Origin of the sequence: Streptomyces sp. NBC_00510 (assembly GCA_036013505.1) — a bacterium.
Taxonomy (GTDB): domain Bacteria; phylum Actinomycetota; class Actinomycetes; order Streptomycetales; family Streptomycetaceae; genus Actinacidiphila.
The window spans coordinates 7,408,174-7,426,902 of sequence record CP107851.1 but is presented as its reverse complement, the minus strand read 5'-3'; the positions used below and the strand labels follow the sequence as shown (position 1 = coordinate 7,426,902).

The following is an 18,729-nucleotide window of genomic DNA, read 5'->3' as shown; positions in this document are numbered from 1 at the left end:
GACGCTTCCAGACCCTACCTGGGCCAGTAGGGGTTGAAACCCCTAGATCACAAAGACGTCCTGGGTGTGTCCGATCTTCACCCTTGCGCACGTCCTCCCGCCAGGGAGATACCCAGCCATCACCATCCGAAAGCGGCCGGTTGTATCGTCGGTCCGGTCAACGCCCGTCAAGGGCTGTCCCTTCCCGAACGATGAACGGCAGGCGAGGTAGCGGTGAGCGAGGAAGTCGTCGAGGCGCTTGAGGTCTGGATCGATCAGGACCTGTGCACCGGGGACGGCATCTGTGTGCAGTACGCGCCCGAGGTCTTCGAGCTGGACATCGACGGGCTCGCCTACGTCAAGGGCGACGACGACGAACTCCGTCAGGCACCCGGGGCGACGGTCCCGGTTCCCCTGCCGTTGTTGACCGATGTGGTGGATTCGGCCAGGGACTGCCCTGGCGACTGTATTCATGTGCGTCGGGTTTCGGACAGTGTAGAACTGTACGGACCCGACGCGGAGTGATCTGTCACACGCTGTTCGCGAGCGGTCCGGGGATCTCGTAGTAGGTCCCGGACCTCCATTCCCAGCTGTAGTCGCGCATCTGGTCGGGGCAGCAACGGGGCACGTCGTCGGTGGAGTAGCCGAGCACGGTGGCCCGCACGGTGCGGCCGTCGATCTTCAGGTCCTTGAAGCTGCGCTGCTCCTTGGGATCGACGAGGGTCTCGACGATGCGCGGGGCGGCGCCTGTGGCGGGGTCCGCCGACAGCACGTACAGGCCACTGGGCGGGGTGCCGGTCTCGGAGTGGCAGCGGACGACGGCGACGGTCTCGGGGCGGCCGTCCCCGTCGAGGTCTCCCGACGCCTGGTCCACGACGTCCACGGGCGCCCCGGCGCATTCCAGGGGGAAGTGCGCGGCACGGGGGTCCGGGGGCGCAACGGCGGCGGGCGCGGGCTTGCCGGTCCTGGCGTCCGCGGCGGGCCTGCCCGTGGAGGCGCCGGCGGGCTGCACGAGCGCGGCGCTGCCTATGACGGCGGCGATCACCGCGGCGGTCGTGATCCAGTGCACCGAGCGGGCTCGGGTGTGCGGAAGGGCCGGCCCTGCGGATGGCTGCACGCGCCTGTCTCCTGTGGAGTTGGTCGAGCGGGGTGGCCAGCATGGTGCCACAGGTCACAGTCAGTTGGTACGACCGGGGCCCGTGTTTCGGGAGATGTCCACGGGGGTGTGACGAAGCGCCGCCGCCGGTCTTGCCGGCGACGGCGCTTCGGGGTCGGGTGGTTACGCTCCGCCGGTGGCCGGCTTGCCGCCGCCCGGGCCGGTGTAGTCCTCGCCGTACGCGCCGGGCGCGGGGCGCCTGCGCCGCATGGGGGGCTCGACGCCGTCGGCGAGACGGCGGGCGGTGAGCAGGAAGCCGGTGTGCCCGATCATGCGGTGGTCGGGGCGCACGGCCAGGCCCTCGATGTGCCAGGTGCGGACCATGGTCTCCCAGGCGGACGGCTCGTTGAACGTGCCGTGCTCGCGGATCGCCTCGACGGTGCGGGCGAGCTGGGTGGTGGTGGCCACGTAGGCGCAGAGGATGCCGCCGGGGACCAGCGCCTTGGAGACGGCCTCCAGGCACTCCCAGGGAGCGAGCATGTCGAGGATGACCCGGTCGACGTCGGCGTCGCTGAGGTTGTCCTGGAGGTCGCCGACGGTGAGCTGCCACGCGGGGTGCGGGCCGCCGAAGTAGCGTTCGACGTTCTGGGTGGCGATCTCGGCGAAGTCGGCGCGGCGCTCGTAGGAGTGCAGCATCCCCTGGTCGCCGACGGCGCGCAGCAGGAACATGCTGAGCGAGCCGGAGCCGACGCCTGCCTCCACGACGCGTGCGCCGGGGAAGATGTCGGCCATCGACAGGATCTGCCCCGCGTCCTTGGGGTAGACCACGGCGGCACCGCGGGGCATGGACAGGACGTAGTCGGGGAGCAGGGGGCGCAGCGCGAGGTAGGCGACGTTTCCCGTGGTTCGGACCACACTGCCCTCGGGGGCACCGATCAGCTCGTCGTGGGGGAAGGAACCCTTGTGGGTGTGGAAGTTCTTCCCGGCCTCGAGCGTGAACGTGTAGTGGCGTCCCTTGGGATCGGTGAGCTGGACCTGGTCCCCGACCTTGAAGGGCCCGCGTCGGCGGGCGGCACCGGTCGGTTCGGACATGCGGACAAGCCTACCGGTGTTTTTTTAGGGCTCGGTTCGCCTCCGGGGCGCTCAAGACGGTGTCGACGGTCGACCGTGCTCGGTCACTCGTTCCTCGCGACCTCCGCGCTCCCCCGGCTACCGCCGGGCGGTGCCCCCACCCTTTCGACACCGTCCGCGCCCCTTCGGCTCACTCGCCGAGGTAGCGCTTCCATGTGCTGCGCCGGAGCAAATTGCAGGGGCGGCCGGTCCCGGGGAGCCCGGGCCCATCGCGCCCGGACGGTGCACACGCGTGCCCGGCGAGTGAGCCGAAGGGGCGCGCGCCTGTCGAAAGGGAGAGCACGCGGAGGCTCCGAGGGACGAGGAGCCGAGCATGGTCGACCGTCGACAGGTGCAGAGGGCGCCCCGGAGGCGAACCGAGCCTTGAAAAAGGGGAGCGCCCCGGAGGCGAACCGAGCCTCTAAGAAGGGCGAGCCATGGCGGCGAGGAAGGCTTTTTCGACGTCGGCGGTGGACAGGACGCCGTAGACCTCGCCGGAGTTCTCGATGACGAGGTACTCCGTGGCCGGGGTGGCACGCAGGGTGTCCAGGAGGTCCTCGCCGGCGAGTTCCGCGGAGACCTTCATGCCGGGCTTGAGGTCCTGGGCGAGGCCGGAGACGGCGACCCAGGGGCGGCGGTGTTCGGGGACGCCGACGATGGCGGCCTCGCGGACGACCGCGGTGGGGGTGCCCTGGCCGTCGACGACGACGAGGGCGCGGGCGCCGGCCTCGTTGGCCCGGCGCAGGGCCTCGGACAGCGGGGTGTCGGAGGAGACCGGCAGGGCGCGCCGGGTGAGCGTGCGGGCCTGGAGTTCGGGCAGGTGCTCGCGGAGCCGCGCCATGCGCAGGCTGTTGCCCGCGCCGGTCCAGATGATGGCGGCGAGGATGGCCGCGAGCAGGGCGTCGGTGAGGGAGTCGAAGCCGGTGGCGCCGTCGCCGCCGTCGCTCATGCCGCCGGCGTACGAGAGCAGGGGCAGGCCGACGAGGACGGCGATGGCCAGGGCGCGGCCGGTCCAGGCGGCGGCGACGGTGCCGGTCATGGCCTTGCCGCTGATCTTCCAGATGACGGCGCGGAGCATCCGGCCGCCGTCGAGGGGCAGGCCGGGCAGCAGGTTGAAGACGGCCACGAGCAGGTTGCTGATCATGAGTCCGGCGAGGAGGACACCGGGGACGGTGTCGGGGTCGACGCCGTACATGCCGAGGTAGAAGACCCCGGCGAGGACGAGGGAGAGCAGCGGGCCGACGAAGGCGAGGACGAATTCGCGCCCGGGGGTCTCGGACTCCTTCTCGATCTCGGAGACGCCGCCGAAGAACTGCAGCTGGATGCGGCGCACGGGCAGCTCGAAGCGGAGGGCGGCGACGGTGTGGGCGAGTTCGTGGACGAGCACGGAGGCGTAGAAGGCGACCGCGAAGAAGAGCGAGACGAGGTAGCGGGCGCCGCCGAGCTCGGGCAGGACGCGGTCGAGCTGTCCGCCGAACACCCAGGTGATGAGGGCCGCGACGAGGAACCAGCTGGGTGCGACGTAGACGGGCACGCCGAAGAAGCGGCCCATGAGGATGCCGCCGCCGGGTCCCGGGGGACGTTTGGCGGGCCCGTCGTCGGGTCCGGGAGTCCTCTCGCCGCCCGGCGGCGGCTGCTGGCTCTCGCTCACTGGTTCCCCTCGTGTCGCTGACGCTCCGACGTCGATGGTATTGCCCGGTTGCGGGGACCCGACACCGGCTGTCGGCGCCACCCCGTAGGGTCCTGCCATGGGCACCAGCACCGAAGCCGTTCCTCCGAGGCCGCCGTCCTCCCTGTCGCCGTCGCGCGCCGCCGACTTCATGCGGTGTCCGCTGCTGTACCGGCTGCGGGTGATCGACAAGCTGCCGGAGAAGCCGAGCCAGGCCGCGACGCGGGGCACGGTGGTGCACGCGGTGCTGGAGCGCCTCTTCGACGTGCCGGCGGCGGAGCGGACGGCGGACCGGGCCCGGGCGATGGTGCCGGGCCAGTGGCAGCGGTTGCTGGAGGAGCGTCCGGAGTTGTCGGAGCTGTTCGCCGCGGCGGACGGGCAGGGGCTGGCGGAGTGGCTGGAGGAGGCGGCGCGGCTGGTCGAGCGGTGGTTCTCGCTGGAGGACCCGACGCGTCTGGAGCCGGCCGAGCGCGAGCTGTACGTGGAGACGGAGCTGGAGTCCGGGCTGACGCTGCGCGGTTACGTGGACCGTCTGGACGTCGCGGCGGCCTCGGGCGACCTGCGGGTGGTGGACTACAAGACCGGCCGGGCGCCGCGCCCCGAGTACGCGGACGAGGCGCTGTTCCAGATGAAGTTCTACGCGCTGGTGCTGTGGCGGCTGCGGGGCGTGGTGCCGCGCCGGCTGCAGTTGGTCTACCTGGGCAGTGGTGAGGTGCTGACGTACGACCCGTCGGAGGGTGAGCTGCGGGCGGTGGGCCGGAAGCTGGAGGCCCTGTGGGAGGCGATCACGCGGGCCACGGAGTCGGGTGACTGGCGGCCGCGGCCGAGCCGGTTGTGCGACTGGTGCGACCACCGGGCGGTGTGCCCCTCTTTCGGGGGGACTCCCCCACCGTATCCGCTGCCCGTGGTGGGGAAGAATGGGGAGTCCTGAGGGCGAAGGAGATCTTGTGGCTATTCGCGTCCTGTTGGTGGACGACCAGCCGCTGCTGCGCACGGGCTTCCGGATGATCCTGGAGGCCGAGGGCGACCTGGCGGTGGTCGGCGAGGCGGGGGACGGCCAGCAGGCCCTGGAGCAGGTGCGGGTGCTGCAGCCCGACGTGGTGCTGATGGACATCCGCATGCCGCGGATGGACGGGGTGGAGGCGACCCGGCAGATCACCGGGCCGGGCCGGGACGGTCCGGCGAAGGTGCTGGTGCTGACCACGTTCGATCTGGACGAGTACGTGGTGGAGGCGCTGCGTGCGGGGGCGAGCGGCTTCCTGCTCAAGGACGCTCCGGCGCACGAGCTGGTGCAGGCGATCCGGGTGGTCGCGGCGGGTGAGGCGATGCTCGCGCCGAGCATCACGCGGCGTCTGCTGGACAAGTACGCGGGGCGGCTGCCGTCGGGTGAGGAGCCGGTGCCGCAGGCGCTGCACACCCTCACCGACCGGGAGGTCGAGGTGCTGAAGCTGGTGGCGCGGGGCCTGTCGAACGCGGAGATCGCCGCGGAGCTGTTCGTGAGCGAGACGACGGTGAAGACCCACGTGGGACATGTGCTGACGAAGCTGGCGCTGCGCGACCGGGTGCAGGCGGCGGTGTACGCGTACGAGAGCGGACTGGTGCGCCCCGGGGCGCAGTAGCGTCCCCGGGGCGTTCGTCGCGTCGCGGTCCGGACCGGGTGGCCCGGACCGGGTGGCGGCTAGGAGGTCGAGGCGCCCTTCTGGATCTCCCAGAAGCGGAAGATGGTGGACGGGTCGAGGGTCCACTCCAGGCCGTTGATGTTGTCCTTGGACACCACGTACTGCTTGCCCTGCCACAGCGGGATGATCGGGACGTCGTCGGCGACGATGTTCTGGAGTTCCTCGAAGTCGGCGCTGGTCGCGGCGCGGCCGTCCTCGGCGGCGGTGCGCGGGATGAGCTCGCCGGTGATCTTCTTGTTGACGTAGTTGTTGGACAGCACGTTGCCGTCACCGAAGAACGGGGCGGTGAAGTTGTCCGGGTCCGGGTAGTCCGGCACCCAGCCACGCACGTACACGGCGTACTTGCCGGCCTCGATATCCTTGGCGTACTGGTCGGCGTCGGCGCTCTTGACGTCCACGTCGAACAGCCCGCTGTCGTTGAGCTGCTTGGCGATCGCCTTCAGCTCCGCCACGGTACCCGGCCCGAACCGCACCGGCGTCGCCCACAGCGTGAAGGACACCTTGCTCGTGATCCCCGCCTGCGCCAGCGCCGCCTGCGCCCCGGCCCGGTCGCCACCCTCGCCGTAGCGGTCGAAGAACGCGGTGTTGTGACCGGTGATACCGGCTGGCACGATCGAGTACAACGGGGTCGCGGTGCGCTGGTAGACGTCCCGGATGAACGCCTTGCGGTCGATCAGATAGGCCACCGCGCGCCGCACGGCCTTGTCGCCCACCACCGGGTCCTTGAGGTTGAACACCAGGTGCTGGACCTCGGCGCCGGTGCCCTCCACGACCTGGATCCCGGTGTCGCCGGCTATCGAACTACGCTGCAGCGAGGCGATGTCGGCGGAGTCCAGACCACGGTAGGCCAGGTCCACCGACCCGTCCTCCACCGCCTCCTTCAACGCCGGCTCGTCACCGAAGAACTTCATCGTCATGCCGGAGTTACGGATCTCCGCCGTGCCCTGGTAGTCCCCGTTGACCGAGAACACCGCCTGCTTGCCGGCCTCGTAGGAGTCCAGCTTGTACGGGCCCGAACCGGTCGCCTTGCCGTCCGTGCGCAACTTGTCCGCCGGGTACTGCGTGTGGTCCACGATCGAGCCCGCACCCGAGGCGATCTTCATCGGGAACGTCGCGTCGGAGTACTTCAGGTGGAACACCACCCGCTCCGGCGAGGGCGTGTCGATCGTCTTGATCGCGTCCAGCAGCACCGCCGGACCGTTCTCGTCATTGATCTTGATGGTGCGCTCGAAGGAGAACTTCACGTCCTCCGACGTCAGCGCCTCACCGTTGCTGAACTTCAGACCCTGCCGCAGCGTGCAGTCGAACGTCTTGCTCTCCGGGTCGGTGAACTTGCAGCTCTCCGCGGCCTCGGGATCGGGCTTGGTGGCGCCCCTGGGGAAGCTGAGCAGCGACTGGAAGACGTTGTTGAACACGATCCAGGAGCCGACGTCGTAACCGGCGGCCGGATCGACCGCGGTCACCTTGTCGGTGATCCCCATCGTGAGGGGCTCCCCGGAGGCCTCGCCGTCCGACCCTCCCGTACCGCAGCCGGCGACCACGACCGCCGTCAAGGTCGCGGAGAGCGGGAGCGCCAGTCGCTGGACTCGATTCCTCACGAGACTTCCCTCACAGCTTCGTCGTACGGGGCCGGCCCCGGCCGGGCGGACCGGGGGGAATTCCCGGGTCCGCCCAGCGGGTGGCTCATCCTGTCACACCGCGACCAATCTCCCAGAACTGGGCGGTCGAGGAGGAATTGAGGAACCATTCGGTTCCGGTGATGCCGTCGCGGCTGGCGACGTACTGCTTGTCCTGGTACAGCGGGATCATCGGGAGGTCCTGCGCCAGGATGTTCTGGATCTGCGAGAAGTCCTTGTCCGTCTTGCTGCGGTCCGCGGACTGGCGGGTGGCCGGCAGGAGCGAGTTCTTGATGTTCCCGGCCCCGTAGTTGAGGTCGAGGAACCCTTCCGCGAAGAACGGCGCGATGTAGGTGTCGGCGTCCGGGAAGTCGGGGAGCCAGCTGAGCGAGTACGCGGCCCACTTGCCCTTGACGGCGCCCGGCAGGAACGTCTTCCAGGGGCTGCCCTTGAGGGTCACGTCGAACAGGCCGGTGGCGTCGAGCTGCTTCTTCACGTTCTCGGCCTCCTCCTTGTTCGGGGTGGCCGGGCGGTCCGTCGGGTAGGAGTAGGTGATCTTGACCGGGGCGCTGATGCCCGCGGAGGACAGCACCTCGGCGGCCTTGTTCCGGTTGGGCTCGCCGTACGCGTTGAAGTACGAGTTGGTGTGGCCGGTGATGCCGGTCGGGACGGCGCCGAACAGCGGGGAGGCGGTGCGGCCGGTCACGTCGCGCGTGAGGGCGTCACGGTCGATGACGCGCGCGATGGCCTCACGGACGGCCTCGGGCTTCACGGACGGGTCGTCGATGTTGAAGAACATGTAGCGAACCGAACCACCCGGGGTCTCGGTCAGCTTGACGTTCTCGACCGTGCCCTGCTCGACCGCGTTGATCTGGTCCGGCGTGAGGGTGCGGTTCACCACGTCGACTTCGCCGTCGGTGAGCGCCTTCATCATCTCCTTGGCGGAGGCGAAGAAGCGGACCTCGATCTTGTCGTTGCTGCGGTTGCTGACCAGGCCCTTGTAGTTCGGGTTCGCGCTGAGGACGGCCTTGCCGTCCTCCCACGAGTCGAGCTTGTAGGGGCCGGAGCCCTCCATCTTCAGGCCGTTGAGCGGCTGGGTGGCGCTGTAGACCTCGCTGTCGACGATGGCCGCGGCCGGGGTCGCCAGCCGGTACGGGAACGTCGCGTCGGAGGCCTTGAGGTGGAAGACGACGGTCTTCGGGTCCTGGGCCTCGACGCTGTCGATGTTCGCGAGGAGGCTGGAGGGGCCGAAGTCGCTCTTGATCTTCAGCACACGGTCGACCGAGAACTTGACGTCCTCCGAGGTGAGGTCGTGGCCGTTGGCGAACTTCAGGCCGTCCCGCAGCGTGCAGCGGTACACCTCCGACTTGGTGTCGGTGAAGCCGCAGGACTTGGCGGCGTCCGGCTCGGGGGTGGTGGAGCTGCGGGAGTAACCGAGCAGCATCTGGAAGGTGTTGTTGAAGAAGCTGTACGTGCCACCGTCGTACGAGGTGGCCGGGTCCACGGGAGAGGGCAGCTCGTCGGACACTTCGATATGGTCCGTCGTGCCGATGACGACCGCGTCACCGCCACCGCCACCGCCGGTCGAGTCACCGCACCCGGCGAGTACGGGCGCGGCGAGGCCCAGCAGGGCCGGCAGCACCAGTAGCTTGCGATTCATCCTCGTTGTTCTCCCTCTTCCGGCCCTTGGCCGTGCAGTGTTGAGCGGGGCGACGATACCCGTAATTGCTGAGGACCGGCATTCCGGTGGACCGCCCCCGAACACGGAGAAGTTGAGCCCGCGTCACGGGCGGATAACAAGGAGCGCCGTACCGATATCCGGACAGCGGAACGAACAACCCGCCGCTCCGCAATCCGGACACAACCACCCTGACCGCACCGCGTTTTGACGGACTGAAGCACGTCCGGCGCACGCTGTCGACAGCCGTCGACGTGAAAAGTATCACGTCCCCGCGTACTGGCCGGTAAACAATTCGGCGCTCCGAATCGTCACGGAAAATAGCCGGGCAAGCGCCCAGAGTTTCCACTCAATTCACGGCGACGCTCAGTGAACGGACGTAATCAGAGAGCGCAGAAAAGGCACGTCGACCCGTTCCAGGGAGGTCACCACGGTCCGCCCGGGGGCCGGTGCGATGGCGGCGATGGACGGGACGGCCACGACCTGGCAGCCCGCGGCCTCGGCGGCCTCGACCCCGGTGGGGGTGTCCTCGACGACCACGCACCGCGCCGGGTCCGCGCCCAGCCGTGCCGCGGCCGTCAGGTACGGGTCGGGGTACGGCTTGGTCCGCTCGATCTCGTCCCCGGCGAGAGAGAAGGCGAAGTGGTGGGAGCCGAGGGAGAGCATGACGGCGTCGATGATGCGCCGGTGGGAGGCGGAGACCAGGGCGGCGGGCACCCCGTGCGCGGCCAGTTCGGTGAGCAGGCGCTGGGCGCCCGGCATCAGCGGCACGCCGCGGCCGATGAGCTCGACGAAACGCAGGTTGATCAGCGTGGACAGCTCGGCGAGCGTGGCGTCCGTGCCGGTGACCGAGATGAGGTGTCCGAGGCTGCGGGTCATGGGACCGCCGACGACGACCTCACGGTGGGTGTCGTCCAGTACGTGGCCGAGCTCCGCGAAGACCTCGACCTCGGCGTTCCACCAGAAACCCTCGGTGTCGACCAGCGTGCCGTCCATGTCCAGGAGCACGGCCTGCAGGCCTGCCTCCCGGGCCGGCCGAATCTCGGTGGCGGGAATACCGCTCGTCATGCGCCCCACTCCTCTGTGTTCAGGGGGCACAAAGGCCGGTCGCCTCGCGCCCGGGTGGTGGGGGCGTGCGACCGGCCAGGTGCCGTATCGGACCGTCCAGTGTACGACGTACGTCCGACTACCGCGCGTTGAAGTACTTCGCCTCCGGGTGATGGATGACGATCGCGTCGGTGGACTGCTCCGGATGGAGCTGGAACTCCTCCGACAGCCGGACCCCGATCCGCTCGGGCTCCAGCAGCTGCGCGATCTTGGCCCGGTCCTCCAGGTCGGGGCAGGCACCGTAGCCCAGCGAGAAGCGGGCGCCCCGGTACTTCAGGGCGAACATGTCCTCCATCGCGGCCGGGTCCTCCCCGGCGAAGCCGAGCTCGGCGCGGACCCGGGCGTGCCAGTACTCGGCCAGGGCCTCGGCGAGCTGGACGGACAGGCCGTGCAGCTCGAGGTAGTCGCGGTAGGCGTCGGCGGCGAACAGCTCGTTGGCCGCCTCGGAGATCCGGTTGCCGACGGTGACAACCTGCAGGCCGACCACGTCGGTCTCGCCGGACTCCTCGGGACGGAAGAAGTCGGCCAGGCACAGCCGGCGGCCGCGGCGCTGGCGCGGGAAGGTGAACCGGGTCCGCTCGGTGCCGTCCTCGTGGAGGATGATCAGGTCGTCGCCCTTGGAGACGCAGGGGAAGTAGCCCTGGACGACGGCGGCCTCGAGCAGCCCCTCGCTCTGCAGGCGGTCCAGCAGCCCGCGCAGCCGCGGACGGCCCTCGGTCTCCACCAGCTCCTCGTAGGTGGGGCCGCCGGTACGGGACTGCTTGAGCCCCCACTGGCCCTTGAACAGGGCGCCCTCGTCCAGCCAGGACGCGTAGTCCTTGAGCGGGATGCCCTTGACGACGCGGGAGCCCCAGAACGGCGGGGTGGGCACCGGGTTGTCGACGGCGACGTCGGAGCGGATCTGGCCCCGGTTCTCCTCGGGCTCGGGCACGACGCCCGCGCGGGCGGCCACGCGGCGCTGCTTCAGCTCGGGGAGGGTGGCGCCGGGCACGCCGCGCTTGACGGCGATGAGGGCGTCCATCAGGCGCAGTCCCTCGAAGGCGTCGCGGGCGTAGCGGACCTCGCCCTGGTAGAGCTCGTGGAGGTCCTGCTCGACGTAGGCCCGGGTGAGGGCGGCGCCGCCGAGGATGACCGGGTAGGTGGCGGCGAGGCCGCGCTGGTTCAGCTCCTCCAGGTTCTCCTTCATGATCACCGTGGACTTCACCAGCAGGCCGGACATGCCGATGACGTCGGCGGAGTGCTCGTGCGCGGCGTCGAGGATCGCCGAGACGGGCTGCTTGATGCCGAGGTTGACGACGTTGTAGCCGTTGTTGGACAGGATGATGTCCACGAGGTTCTTGCCGATGTCGTGGACGTCGCCGCGGACGGTGGCGAGCACGATGGTGCCCTTGCCGGAGGCGTCGGACTTCTCCATGTGCGGTTCGAGGTGGGCGACGGCGGTCTTCATCACCTCGGCCGACTGCAGGACGAACGGCAGCTGCATCTGGCCGGAGCCGAACAGCTCGCCGACGACCTTCATGCCCTCCAGGAGGGTGTCGTTGACGATCTCGAGGGCGGGACGCGAGGTCAGGGCCTCGTCCAGGTCGGCCTCCAGGCCGTTCTTCTCGCCGTCGATGATGCGCCGCTGCAGGCGCTCCTCCAGCGGCAGCGCGGCCAGTTCCTCGGCGCGGCCGGCCTTGACGGACTTGGTGTCGACGCCCTCGAAGAGCTCCAGGAAGCGCTGCAGCGGGTCGTAGCCCTCGCGGCGCCGGTCGTACACCAGGTCCAGGGCGACCTCGCGCTGCTCCTCGGGGATGCGGGCGATCGGCGAGATCTTGGAGGCGTGCACGATCGCCGAGTCCAGGCCGGCCTCGACGCACTCGTGGAGGAAGACCGAGTTGAGCACCATGCGGGCGGCCGGGTTGAGGCCGAAGGAGATGTTGGACAGCCCGAGCGTGGTCTGCACCTGCGGATGGCGGCGCTTGAGCTCGCGGATCGCCTCGATGGTGGCGATGCCTTCCTTGCGGGACTCCTCCTGGCCGGTGGCGATGGTGAAGGTCAGGCAGTCGACGATGATGTCGCCCTCGTCGATGCCCCAGTTGCCGGTCAGGTCCGCGATGAGCCGCTCGGCCACGGCCACCTTGGCCTCGGGGGTGCGGGCCTGGCCCTCCTCGTCGATGGTGAGGGCGATCAGGGCGGCGCCGTGTTCCGCGGCGAGGCGGGTGGTGCGGGCGAAGCGGGAGTCGGGGCCGTCGCCGTCCTCGTAGTTGACGGAGTTGATCACGGCGCGGCCGCCGAGCTTCTCCAGGCCCGCGCGGAGCACCTCGGGCTCGGTGGAGTCCAGCACGATCGGCAGGGTGGAGGCGGTGGCCAGGCGTCCGGCGATCTCGTTCATGTCGGCGACGCCGTCGCGGCCGACGTAGTCGACGCACAGGTCGAGCAGGTGGGCGCCCTCGCGGATCTGCTCGCGGGCCATCTCCACGCAGTCGTCCCAGCGGCCGTCCAGCATGGCCTCGCGGAACTTCTTGGAGCCGTTGGCGTTGGTGCGCTCGCCGATGGCGAGGTACGAGGTGTCCTGGCGGAAGGGGACGGTCTGGTAGAGCGAGGAGGCGCCCGGCTCGGGGCGCGGCGCGCGCGGGGTGACCTCGTGGCCGCGGACGCGTTCGACGACCTGGCGCAGGTGCTCGGGGGTGGTGCCGCAGCAGCCGCCGACCAGGGAGAGGCCGTACTCGCGGACGAAGGCTTCCTGGGCGTCGGCGAGGCCCTCGGGGTCGAGCGGGAAGTGGGCGCCGTCCTTGCCGAGGATGGGCAGTCCCGCGTTCGGCATGCAGGACAGCCCGATGCGGGCGTGGCGGGCGAGGTAGCGCAGGTGCTCGCTCATCTCGGCGGGGCCGGTGGAGCAGTTCAGGCCGATGGTGTCGATGCCGAGCGGCTCCAGCGCGGTCAGCGCGGCGCCGATCTCGGAGCCCAGGAGCATCGTGCCGGTGGTCTCGACGGCGACCTGGACGAAGAGCGGCAGGTCGAGTCCGGCCTCGGCGAGCGCCTGCTTGGTGCCGAGCACGGCGGCCTTGATCTGCAGCAGGTCCTGGCAGGTCTCGACGAGCAGGGCGTCGGCGCCGCCGGAGACGAGGCCGGCGGCGTTGTGCCGGAAGCCCTCCTTGAGGACGGCGTAGTCGATGTGCCCGAGCGTGGGCAGCTTGGTGCCGGGCCCGATGGAGCCGATGACCCAGCGCTGCCGGCCGTCCGCGGCGGTGAACTCGTCGGCGACCTCGCGGGCGATCCGGGCGCCGGCCTCGGACAGCTCGACGATCCGGTCGGCGATGTCGTACTCGCCGAGGGCGGAGAAGTTGGCGCCGAAGGTGTTGGTCTCCACGCAGTCCACGCCGGCGGCGAAGTACTCGCGGTGGACGGAGGCGACGATGTCGGGGCGGGAGACGTTGAGGACCTCGTTGCAGCCCTCGTGCCCCTGGAAGTCGTCGAGGGTGGGATTCTGCGCCTGGAGCATCGTGCCCATCGCCCCGTCTGCGACGACCACCCGGGTCGCCAGGGCCTCTCGCAGTGCTGCGCCTCGGGCACCGCTGTTGGACGGAAGGGACGGCTGGGCCATGGGTGTGCTCCCTGGAGTGCGACGGCTGTCGGCTTGGTGTGTGCCGGTGCTGCTGGTACACACCAGGCCAGCGTAGCCAAGACCCCGGATTCCGCCGCGGGGCATTCCGAGGGGCGGACGGCGGTGCCACACTCTTCTCTGGGATGATGACGGTCGGCATCGTCTGACAGCGTTCAGCATTGTCGAATCGACTCTGGGTCGTTCCTTACGGAGGGGTTGTTCATGCCAGGTCCCATCCAGTCGCTCTCCAGGGCGGCCGCGATCCTGCGCCTGCTGGCCGGCGGCGAGCGCAGGCTCGGCCTGTCGGACGTGGCCTCCTCCCTGGGCCTGGCGAAGGGCACGGCGCACGGCATCCTGCGCACGCTGCAGCAGGAGGGCTTCGTCGAGCAGGACCCGGTCTCGGGCCGCTACCAGCTGGGGGCCGAGCTGCTGCGGCTGGGCAACAGCTACCTGGACGTGCACGAGCTGCGGGCCCGCGCCCTGGTGTGGACCGACGACCTGGCGCGCTCCAGCGGCGAGGCGGTCTACCTGGGCGTGCTGCACCAGCAGGGGGTGCTCATCGTCCACCACGTCTTCCGTCCGGACGACAGCCGTCAGGTGTTGGAGGTCGGGGCGATGCACCCGCTCCACAGCAGCGCGCTGGGCAAGGTGCTCTCGGCCTTCGACCCGGTGGCGCACGGCGAGGCGGTCGAGCTGAAGCGCGAGCAGCTGACCGCGCGCACGATCACCGGGGACGCCGACTTCGAGGGTGTGCTGGACCTCACCCGCGCCCGGGGCTGGGGCTCGGACCTGGAGGAGACCTGGGACGGGGTGGCGTCCATCGCCGCCCCCATCCACGACCGGCACCGCATGCCCGTGGGGGCGGTGGCCGTCACCGGGGCGGTCGAACGGGTCTGTGCGGACGGCGAAATCCGGCCGCAGCTGGTCGCGGCGGTGCGTGACTGCGCCAGGGCGGTCTCCCGCGACCTGGGCGCCGGCCGCTTCTGACACTGGCCGGGACCCGACTCGGAGACCTTTCCGCAACCTGACGAACCCTTGACGCGCGTGGTTGCGCAGGAGAACACTCTCGTTCGACGGTCGACATTGTCGAACACCAGCCGACGGAGTCGGTAAGGTGGACGTAACCGTGGGACCGCCGAGGGCCTGGTGACAGGCCCACGAACTCCGGAACGGGACCGGAGTTCGCCTTCCCCTGGACGAAGGACAAAGGAGTCGCATGTCCAGCGACCACATCTTCATCGGCGAGACCATCGGTACCGCTGTTCTGATCCTCCTCGGCGGCGGCGTCTGCGCGGCTGTCACCCTCAAGAGCTCCAAGGCCCGTAACGCCGGCTGGGTGGCCATCACCTTCGGTTGGGGCTTCGCGGTCCTGGCCGGCGCCTACATCTCCGGTTCCCTCTCCGGCGCCCATCTGAACCCGGCCGTCACGATCGGCCTCGCGGTCGACAGCGGTGAGTGGAGCAAGGTCCCGGTCTACCTGGCCGGCCAGATGCTCGGCGCGATGATCGGCGCGACCCTGGTGTGGATCACCTACTACGGCCAGTTCCAGGCCCACCTGACGGACGCCGAGATCACCGGCGGTCCGGGGGCGCAGGCCACCGCGGCGGCCGAGAAGCAGACCACGGGCCCCGGCCCGGTGCTGGGCGTGTTCTCCACCGGCCCCGAGATCCGCAACGTCGCGCAGAACCTCGCCACGGAGATCATCGGCACCTTCGTCCTGGTGCTGTTCATCCTGACCCTCGGCCTCACCAAGGGCCTCGCTGTCTCCGGTACGGGCACCCTGATGGTCGCACTGGTCGTCGTCGGCATCGGCCTCTCGCTCGGCGGGCCGACCGGATACGCCATCAACCCCGCACGCGACCTCGGTCCGCGCATCGTGCACGCCCTGCTGCCGCTGCCGAACAAGGGCGGCTCCGACTGGCGCTACGCCTGGATACCCGTCGTCGGCCCGATCGTCGGGTCGGTCCTCGCGGCCGGCCTCTACAAGATCGCATTCTGAGAAGCAGCCCCCGACATCCCAAGGACCTGAGGAGCACACCGTGACCGACGCCCACACCACAGGCCCGTTCATCGCGGCCATCGACCAGGGCACCACGTCCTCGCGCTGCATCATCTTCGACAAGGACGGCCGGATCGTCTCGGTCGGGCAGAAGGAGCACGAGCAGATCTTCCCCAAGCCGGGGTGGGTCGAGCACGACGCCGCCGAGATCTGGACGAACGTCCAGGAGGTCGTCGAGGAGGCCGTCAGCAAGGCCGGCATCACCTCCGCAGACGTCAAGGCGATCGGCATCACCAACCAGCGCGAGACCACCGTCCTGTGGGACAAGAACACCGGCGAGCCGGTGCACAACGCCCTGGTCTGGCAGGACACGCGTACCGACGCCCTGTGCAAGGAGCTCGGCCGCAACGTCGGCCAGGACCGCTTCCGCCGCGAGACCGGACTGCCGCTGGCCTCGTACTTCGCCGGCCCGAAGATCCGCTGGCTGCTCGACAACGTCGAGGGCCTGCGCGAGCGCGCCGAGGCCGGCGAGATCCTCTTCGGCACCATGGACAGCTGGGTGATCTGGAACCTCACCGGCGGGGTCAACGGCGGACACCACGTCACCGACGTGACCAACGCCTCCCGCACGCTGCTGATGAACCTGCACACCCTCGACTGGGACCCCAAGATCCTGGAGTCGATCGGCGTGCCCGCCGCGGTGCTGCCGGAGATCCGCTCCTCCGCCGAGGTGTACGGCACGGCCGCCTCCGGCGCCCTGGCCGGCGTGCCGGTCGCGTCCGCGCTCGGCGACCAGCAGGCGGCCCTGTTCGGCCAGACCTGCTACGCCGAGGGCGAGGCCAAGTCCACCTACGGCACCGGCACCTTCCTGCTGATGAACACCGGCGAGAAGCCGATCAACAGCTACAACGGCCTGATCACCACCGTCGGCTACCGCATCGGCGACCAGAAGCCGGTGTACGCCCTGGAGGGCTCGATCGCGGTCACCGGCTCGCTGGTGCAGTGGATGCGCGACCAGATGGGCCTGATCAAGACCGCGGCCGAGATCGAGACCCTGGCCCTGTCGGTCGAGGACAACGGCGGCGCGTACTTCGTGCCCGCCTTCTCCGGTCTGTTCGCCCCGTACTGGCGCTCCGACGCCCGCGGTGTGATCGCCGGCCTCACCCGGTACGTCACCAAGGCCCACATCGCCCGCGCCGTGCTGGAGGCGACCGCCTGGCAGACCAGGGAGATCGTCGACGCCATGACCAAGGACTCGGGCGTGGAGCTCACCGCGCTCAAGGTCGACGGCGGCATGACCGCCAACAACCTGCTGATGCAGACCCTCGCCGACTTCCTGGACGCGCCCGTCGTGCGTCCGCTGGTCGCCGAGACCACCTGCCTGGGCGCGGCCTACGCCGCCGGTCTGGCCGTGGGCTTCTGGTCGGACACCGACGAACTGCGCGCCAACTGGCGCCGGGCCGCCGAATGGACCCCCCGCATGGACGCCGACGTCCGCGACCGCGAGTACAAGGACTGGCTCAAGGCCGTCGAGCGGACCATGGGCTGGATCGAAGAGGAGAAGTGAACCGATCATGACCACCCTGCAGCGCGTCCCGGCCCTCGGGACGCGTCCGACCGCCGGCCGTAGCCCGGGCCGCGCCGAGACCCGGGAACTGCTGAGCCGCGCCACCTACGACCTGCTGGTCATCGGCGGCGGCATCCTGGGCACCTCCGTGGCCTGGCACGCCGCGCAGTCGGGGCTGCGGGTCGCGATGGTGGACGCCGGCGACTTCGCCGGCGCCACCAGCTCCGCCTCCTCCAAGCTCGTCCACGGCGGTCTGCGCTACCTGCAGACCGGCGCGGTCAAGCTGGTGGCGGAGAACCACATGGAACGGCGGGTCCTGGCCAGGGACGTGGCTCCGCACCTGGTCAACCCGCTCACCTTCCACCTGCCGGTCTACCGGGGCGGCCCGGTCGGCGCCGCCAAGCTCGGGGCGGGGGTCTTCGCCTACTCGGCGCTGTCCGCCTTCGGCGACGGGGTCGGCAGGATCATCTCCCCGGCCAGGGCGGCGGCCGCCAACCCCGCCCTGCGCACGGAGAACCTCAAGGCCGTCGCGGTCTACTACGACCACCAGATGAACGACTCGCGGATGGCGGTCATGACGGTGCGCGCCGCCGTCGAGGCGGGCGCCGTCGTCCTCAACCACGCCGAGGTCACCGGCCTGCGCTTCACCCACGGCCAGGTCACCGGCGCCGACCTGAAGGACCGTCTGGACGGCACCGAGTTCGGCGTCGACGCGCGGCTGGTGCTCAACGCGACCGGCCCGTGGGTCGACCACCTGCGGCGCTTGGAGGACAAGGGCGCCGCCCCCAGCATCCGGCTGTCGAAGGGCGCCCACATCGTCCTGAAGCGCAAGGCCCCGTGGCGGGCCGCCATGGCGACCCCCATCGACAAGTACCGCATCACGTTCGCCCTGCCGTGGGAGGACCAGCTGCTGTTGGGCACCACCGACGAGGAGTACACCGGCGACCCGGCCGACGTGCGGGCCACCGAGGCCGACATCACGCAGATCCTGGACGAGGCCGCCCACTCGGTGCGCGACGAGCACCTGTCCCGCGACCTGATCACCTACGCCTTCGCGGGCCTGCGGGTGCTGCCCGGCGGCCCCGGCGGCGTGGAGAAGGCCAAGCGCGAGACCGTCGTCACCGAGGGCAGCGGCGGCATGCTGTCGGTGGCGGGCGGCAAGTGGACGACGTACCGGCACATCGGCCGCACCGTGATGGCCAAGCTCGCCAAGCTGCCCGGGGGTCCGCTGAACGAGGACATGGAGCCGCTGGACCACCTGCCCAGGAGGGTCCCGCTGCCGGGCGTCGCCAACCCCAACGCGGTCGCCCACCGGCTGCTGGTCGACCGGGAGCCGGGGCGGCGCCTGGACCCGCTGACGGCACGCCACCTCGCCACCCACTACGGCGCGCTGTCCTTCGACATCGCCCGGCTGGTCAACGAGGACCCGGCGCTCGGGGAGCGGATCCACCCCGACGGCCCGGAGATCTGGGCCCAGGTCGTGTACGCCCGCGACCACGAGTGGGCGCAGACGGCGGACGACGTGCTGCGTCGCCGCACCACCGTGACGGTGCGCGGCCTGGACACCGCGGACGTCCGGGAGCGGGTCGAGTCGCTGCTGGCCGGCCGGCGCGACTGACACCCCCGACCCGTGGGCCCGGGCG

At 70.3% G+C, this 18,729-nt stretch carries 14 protein-coding genes; 7 read left to right on the top strand and 7 right to left on the bottom strand.

Annotation, left to right across the window (positions count from 1 at the left end):
- Window positions 1-213 precede the first annotated feature (213 nt).
- Window positions 214-504, top strand: a complete 291-nt coding sequence (locus OG937_33570; protein ID WUD76270.1) for a ferredoxin — start codon at window positions 214-216, stop codon at window positions 502-504.
- A 4-nt stretch (window positions 505-508) separates the two neighbouring features.
- Here the strand turns inward: OG937_33570 and OG937_33565 are convergent, their stop codons facing one another.
- From OG937_33565 to OG937_33555, 3 genes are all read right to left on the bottom strand, one after another.
- Window positions 509-1,096, bottom strand: coding sequence for a hypothetical protein (locus OG937_33565; GenBank protein WUD76269.1), 588 nt, complete (start codon window positions 1,094-1,096; stop codon window positions 509-511).
- A gap of 162 nt (window positions 1,097-1,258) precedes the next feature.
- The gene (locus tag OG937_33560) at window positions 1,259-2,167 is read right to left on the bottom strand and encodes a tRNA (adenine-N1)-methyltransferase (protein ID WUD76268.1); all 909 of its coding nucleotides are present in this window, start codon (window positions 2,165-2,167) and stop codon (window positions 1,259-1,261) included.
- A gap of 439 nt (window positions 2,168-2,606) precedes the next feature.
- Window positions 2,607-3,836, bottom strand: coding sequence for a site-2 protease family protein (locus tag OG937_33555; protein WUD76267.1), 1,230 nt, complete (start codon window positions 3,834-3,836; stop codon window positions 2,607-2,609).
- Window positions 3,837-3,933: 97 nt separating this feature from the next.
- On the opposite strand from OG937_33555, the gene OG937_33550 reads away from it, so the two are divergent.
- Complete coding sequence (locus OG937_33550; GenBank protein ID WUD76266.1) at window positions 3,934-4,785, top strand: PD-(D/E)XK nuclease family protein; 852 nt, start codon at window positions 3,934-3,936, stop codon at window positions 4,783-4,785.
- 16 nt (window positions 4,786-4,801) lie between these two features.
- Entirely contained in the window at window positions 4,802-5,473 is a 672-nt protein-coding gene (locus OG937_33545; protein WUD76265.1) for a response regulator transcription factor, read from the top strand.
- Between the two features lie 59 nt (window positions 5,474-5,532).
- Here OG937_33545 and OG937_33540 read toward each other — a convergent pair whose 3' ends face one another.
- From OG937_33540 to metH, 4 genes are all read right to left on the bottom strand, one after another.
- The gene (locus OG937_33540; protein ID WUD76264.1) at window positions 5,533-7,131 is read right to left on the bottom strand and encodes an ABC transporter substrate-binding protein; all 1,599 of its coding nucleotides are present in this window, start codon (window positions 7,129-7,131) and stop codon (window positions 5,533-5,535) included.
- Window positions 7,132-7,216: 85 nt separating this feature from the next.
- Window positions 7,217-8,809: an ABC transporter substrate-binding protein gene (locus OG937_33535; GenBank protein WUD76263.1), complete on the bottom strand. Its 1,593-nt coding sequence runs from the start codon at window positions 8,807-8,809 to the stop codon at window positions 7,217-7,219.
- Window positions 8,810-9,193: 384 nt separating this feature from the next.
- Complete coding sequence (locus tag OG937_33530) at window positions 9,194-9,895, bottom strand: HAD family phosphatase (GenBank protein WUD76262.1); 702 nt, start codon at window positions 9,893-9,895, stop codon at window positions 9,194-9,196.
- 118 nt (window positions 9,896-10,013) lie between these two features.
- A complete protein-coding gene (metH, locus tag OG937_33525; GenBank protein ID WUD76261.1) occupies window positions 10,014-13,520 on the bottom strand; it encodes a methionine synthase in 3,507 nt (1,168 codons plus the stop codon).
- Window positions 13,521-13,742: 222 nt separating this feature from the next.
- On the opposite strand from metH, the gene OG937_33520 reads away from it, so the two are divergent.
- The 4 genes from OG937_33520 to OG937_33505 all read left to right on the top strand — a co-directional run bounded on the left by OG937_33520 (window position 13,743) and on the right by OG937_33505 (window position 18,704).
- Window positions 13,743-14,507 (top strand): IclR family transcriptional regulator, encoded by a 765-nt coding sequence (locus tag OG937_33520; GenBank protein WUD76260.1) that lies wholly within the window; start codon window positions 13,743-13,745, stop codon window positions 14,505-14,507.
- 229 nt (window positions 14,508-14,736) lie between these two features.
- Window positions 14,737-15,519, top strand: a complete 783-nt coding sequence (locus OG937_33515; protein ID WUD76259.1) for an aquaporin family protein — start codon at window positions 14,737-14,739, stop codon at window positions 15,517-15,519.
- A 40-nt stretch (window positions 15,520-15,559) separates the two neighbouring features.
- Entirely contained in the window at window positions 15,560-17,086 is a 1,527-nt protein-coding gene (gene glpK / locus OG937_33510; protein WUD76258.1) for a glycerol kinase GlpK, read from the top strand.
- 7 nt (window positions 17,087-17,093) lie between these two features.
- Window positions 17,094-18,704, top strand: coding sequence for a glycerol-3-phosphate dehydrogenase/oxidase (locus tag OG937_33505; GenBank protein WUD76257.1), 1,611 nt, complete (start codon window positions 17,094-17,096; stop codon window positions 18,702-18,704).
- Window positions 18,705-18,729 lie beyond the last annotated feature (25 nt).

Bases quoted from the DNA above. Each gene is read 5' to 3' on its own strand.
- OG937_33560 (WUD76268.1), bottom strand. From the start codon at position 2,167: ATGTCCGAACCGACCGGTGCCGCCCGCCGACGCGGGCCCTTCAAGGTC.
- OG937_33550 (WUD76266.1), top strand. From the start codon at position 3,934: ATGGGCACCAGCACCGAAGCCGTTCCTCCGAGGCCGCCGTCCTCCCTG.
- OG937_33535 (WUD76263.1), bottom strand. From the start codon at position 8,809: ATGAATCGCAAGCTACTGGTGCTGCCGGCCCTGCTGGGCCTCGCCGCG.
- OG937_33530 (WUD76262.1), bottom strand. From the start codon at position 9,895: ATGACGAGCGGTATTCCCGCCACCGAGATTCGGCCGGCCCGGGAGGCA.
- metH (WUD76261.1), bottom strand. From the start codon at position 13,520: ATGGCCCAGCCGTCCCTTCCGTCCAACAGCGGTGCCCGAGGCGCAGCA.
- OG937_33520 (WUD76260.1), top strand. From the start codon at position 13,743: ATGCCAGGTCCCATCCAGTCGCTCTCCAGGGCGGCCGCGATCCTGCGC.
- OG937_33515 (WUD76259.1), top strand. From the start codon at position 14,737: ATGTCCAGCGACCACATCTTCATCGGCGAGACCATCGGTACCGCTGTT.
- OG937_33505 (WUD76257.1), top strand. From the start codon at position 17,094: ATGACCACCCTGCAGCGCGTCCCGGCCCTCGGGACGCGTCCGACCGCC.